The sequence below is a fragment of the Bradyrhizobium sp. SHOUNA76 genome (assembly GCF_023006445.1).
Lineage (GTDB): Bacteria > Pseudomonadota > Alphaproteobacteria > Rhizobiales > Xanthobacteraceae > Bradyrhizobium.
The window spans coordinates 1-3,750 of sequence record NZ_JALBHA010000578.1 but is presented as its reverse complement, the minus strand read 5'-3'; the positions used below and the strand labels follow the sequence as shown (position 1 = coordinate 3,750).

4 protein-coding genes are annotated in these 3,750 nt (G+C 65.0%); 3 read left to right on the top strand and 1 reads right to left on the bottom strand.

The window, feature by feature from the left end:
* On the top strand, positions 1 to 929 hold a 929-nt coding region (locus MOV74_RS33600), incomplete at its 5' end, for an exopolysaccharide biosynthesis polyprenyl glycosylphosphotransferase (protein ID WP_246931283.1).
* A gap of 76 nt (positions 930 to 1,005) precedes the next feature.
* Positions 1,006 to 2,262: an O-antigen ligase gene (locus tag MOV74_RS33595; RefSeq protein ID WP_246931282.1), complete on the top strand. Its 1,257-nt coding sequence runs from the start codon at positions 1,006 to 1,008 to the stop codon at positions 2,260 to 2,262.
* Here the strand turns inward: MOV74_RS33595 and MOV74_RS33590 are convergent.
* Positions 2,231 to 2,707 (bottom strand): MarR family transcriptional regulator, encoded by a 477-nt coding sequence (locus tag MOV74_RS33590; protein WP_246931284.1) that lies wholly within the window; start codon positions 2,705 to 2,707, stop codon positions 2,231 to 2,233. The genes MOV74_RS33595 and MOV74_RS33590 overlap by 32 nt on opposite strands.
* 148 nt (positions 2,708 to 2,855) lie before the next feature.
* Between MOV74_RS33590 and MOV74_RS33585 the strand changes: the two genes are divergently transcribed.
* The coding region (locus tag MOV74_RS33585) for an FAD-dependent monooxygenase (RefSeq protein WP_246931281.1) at positions 2,856 to 3,750 on the top strand (895 nt) is incomplete at its 3' end.

The following is a 3,750-nucleotide window of genomic DNA, read 5'->3' as shown; positions in this document are numbered from 1 at the left end:
CCCTTCGCCGAAGACTATTTCTGAGCGCGATCGGGTTCTCGAGATATATCTTCCGGCCTTTGTCCGCACCGCCTGCCGGCGATGCAACACGCCAGCCTCAATCGATCGAATTCGCCCGCCGCACCCGCGTCGATCTCGTGCTGTTCGCGCTGCCGATCTCGGCGGAGACGCGCATCCTGGAGATGCTGAAGAAGCTCTGGGTGCTGCCGGTCGACATCCGCCTCTCCGCGCACACCAACAAGCTGCGCTTCCGGCCCCGCTCCTATTCCTATCTCGGCGAGGTGCCGACGCTCGACGTGTTCGAGGCGCCGATCACGGACTGGGATCTGGTGATGAAATGGCTGTTCGACCGCGTCGTCGGCAGCCTCGCCCTGCTCGCGGCCCTGCCGGTGATGGGCCTCGTCGCGCTCGCGGTGAGGCTCGACAGCCCCGGCCCGGTGCTGTTCCGCCAGAAGCGCTTCGGCTTCAACAACGAGCGCATCGACGTCTATAAATTCCGCTCGATGTACCATCACCAGGCCGATCCGACGGCCTCGAAGGTGGTGACCAAGAACGATCCGCGCGTCACCCGCGTCGGCCGCTTCATCCGCAAGACCAGCCTCGACGAGCTGCCGCAGCTCTTCAACGTGGTTTTTGCCGGCAATCTCTCGCTGGTCGGTCCGCGTCCGCACGCGGTGCAGGGCAAGCTGCAGAGCCGGCTGTTCGACGAAGCCGTCGACGGCTATTTCGCCCGCCATCGCGTCAAGCCCGGCATCACCGGCTGGGCCCAGATCAACGGCTGGCGCGGCGAGATCGACAACGAAGAGAAGATCCAGAAGCGCGTCGAGTTCGATCTCTATTACATCGAGAACTGGTCGGTGCTGTTCGACCTCTACATTCTCCTGAAGACGCCGATCTCGCTGCTGACCAAGAACGAGAACGCGTATTGAGTTGATTCTCTGTCATGCCCCGGTCGAGCCGGGCGATGACAGCGGTGTTTGTGGCGTACAGTTGCGTGAGCGTGTGATGGCGTATGCGGCGACAGCCGGTGGAATGAACGTGGCCGCACCGGCTGCGCCCGGCGTGCTGGCGCTGCAGCGCGCGCTGGTGTGGCTGGTCGGCGCCTCCGGCGCGGTCGTCTTCATCGAGCCGAGCCCCTACGAGATCATGACGCTGCTCGCGGCGGTGATATTCTTCGCCACCGGCCTGCGCTTGCGGCTCGCGCTGATGCCGCTGGTTGCCCTGCTGGTCCTGCTCAATGTCGGCTACACGATCAGCGCGATCCCGCTGTTCGACAAGTCCGAGGTGGTGAGCTGGATCGCGACCTCCTGGTACATGGCGGTGACCGTGGTGTTCTTCGCCATGGTCATGTCCGAGGATACACTGGCCCGGCTCGACATGCTCCGCCGCGGCCTCGTGATCGGCGCGATGGTCGCCTCGGTGCTGGCGGTCGCCGGCTATTTCCACCTGGTTCCCGGCGGCAACGACCTCCTCACGCTCTACGGGCGCGCGCGCGGTACGTTCAAGGACCCGAACGTGCTCGGCGCCTTCCTGATCCTGCCGGCGCTGTTTGCGCTTCAGAGCGTGGTTTCGGACAAGCTCGGCAAGGCCTTCCGCAACGTCTTCGCCTTCGGCATCATGTCGCTGGCGATCCTGCTCGCCTTCTCGCGCGCCGCCTGGGGCGGGCTGGTGCTGACCTCCGCCTTCATGCTGGCGCTGATGGTGCTGACCAGCCGCACCAACGCGCAGCGCTCGCGCATCATCATCATGGCGATCGTCGCCGCGGTGCTGGGGCTGGCGCTGATCGCGGTGCTGCTGTCGTTCGATTCCACCGCCGAGATGTTCAAGCAGCGCGCGAGCTTCGACCAGAGCTACGACGAAGGCCGCTTCGGCCGCTTCGGCCGGCACATCCTCGGCGCGGAAATGGCGCTCGATCTGCCGTTTGGCATCGGTCCCTTGCAATTCCACCGGTTCTTCCCCGAGGACACCCACAACTCCTACCTCAATGCCTTCATGTCCGGCGGCTGGCTGGCCGGCGTGTGCTATCCCGCGCTGGTCTTCACCACCGTCATCATGGGCTTCCGGCACGTCTTCGTCCGTGTGCCCTGGCAGCGTGCTTATCTCGCCGTGTTCGCCGCGTTCGTCGGCACCGTCGGCGAAAGCTTCGTGATCGACACCGACCACTGGCGCCACTTCTGGATGATGCTGGGCGTGATGTGGGGCATGATCGCGGCCGCACAGATCTACAAGATCAGGGCTGGCGAGGACGCGTCTTCAGCTTGAGAGCGGGACGCTTCTCCGGCGGCGTGTCGAGCAGGCCCTTCAGTGCCTCCGTCGCCGCGAGCACGCCCTTGTAGCCCTCATTCGCGAAACGCAGCAGCAGCCGCAGTTCCTCGTCGGAATAGCCAACGAAGACCTTCTCCATCGCCTGCTGCATCGGCACGTAAAACTGGCCGATCCTCATGGCCGCCTCCGGCACGACCGCGATGAAAACCTTGCGGCGGTCTTTCTCGTCGCGTTCACGGCGGACCAGGCCGGCCTTTTCGAGCCGGTCGACCACGCCGGTGATGGCGCCCGTCGTAAGGCCCGTGACCTCGGCGAGCCTCCCTGCGGTGACGCGGCCCTCGAGATACAGGATGTCCATGCATTCGAGGTCGGAGTTGGCAATTCCGGCAACGTTGGCAACGGTTTGCCCGTAGAGCACGCCCTGCGCGGACGACCTGCGCATCGCCTCCTCGAGCTCCTGCAACAGCGCCGTACGCGCCTTCGTCCTTGACAAGGTCGGCCTCATATCTTAGGCGATATATATCTTAGTCACTAAGAGATTTAGCGACCGTAATTTCTCCTAGCACCACGGAAACGTCCGGAGCAAGCCCATGTCCTATCGTCCCCGCAAGGCGCTGATCATCGGCGCCGGCATTGCCGGACCCGTGGCCGCGATCCTGCTGCGCCGCGCCGGCATCGAGTCCGCGATCTACGAGGCCTGGCCCTACTCCAAGGGCATCGGCGGCGGGCTTCAGATCGCTCCGAACGGCATGCATGTGATGGACGAGATCGGGCTGGCGAACGAGTTGATCAGCTGCGGCTCGGTTGCGGAGTCCTTCGACTTCTATTCGCAAGGCGGCGAACGGCTCGGCTCGATCAACCGCGACATGGCGCGGCGCTTCGGCCAGCCGGCGGTCAACATGTCCCGCGCCACGCTGAACGAGATCCTGATCGACAAGGCCTGGTGCGCCTGCGTCTCGCTCTATTTCGAGAAGCGCCTGATCAAGGTCGAGGACCGCGGCGACCAACCGATCATCGCCTATTTCGCCGATGGCACCACCGCCGAGGGCGACTTCCTGATCGGCGCCGACGGCGTGCACTCGGTCGCGCGCCGCCAAGTGGTGCCGGACGGACCGCAGCCGTTCGACACGGGTCTGATCGGCTTCGGCGGCTTCGTCCCGCACGCCGTGCTCGACGGCAGATCGATCGGCCGGCACGTCGAGACCACATTCGGCCAGAGCGGCTTCTTCGGCTACGGCTATTGCAGCCCGGATCCCAACGATGGCGTGATGTGGTGGAGCACGCAGCCCGCGCACGGCATGGACGCGGCGATGTTTCGCGCGCTCGACCCGGCGACGCTGAAGCAGCATCTGCGCGGCTTCCACCGCGGCTGGCACGATCCGATCCCCGCCATCATCGACGCTGCCGAGAACATCGTGGTCACCGACACGCTCGACGTGGCGACATTGCCGACCTGGTCGCGCAAGCGCTCGCTGCTGATCGGTG

Excerpts from the sequence above, each read along its gene's own strand:
- MOV74_RS33595 (WP_246931282.1), top strand. The coding sequence starts at position 1,006 with ATGGCGTATGCGGCGACAGCCGGTGGAATGAACGTGGCCGCACCGGCT.
- MOV74_RS33590 (WP_246931284.1), bottom strand. The coding sequence starts at position 2,707 with ATGCGCAGGTCGTCCGCGCAGGGCGTGCTCTACGGGCAAACCGTTGCC.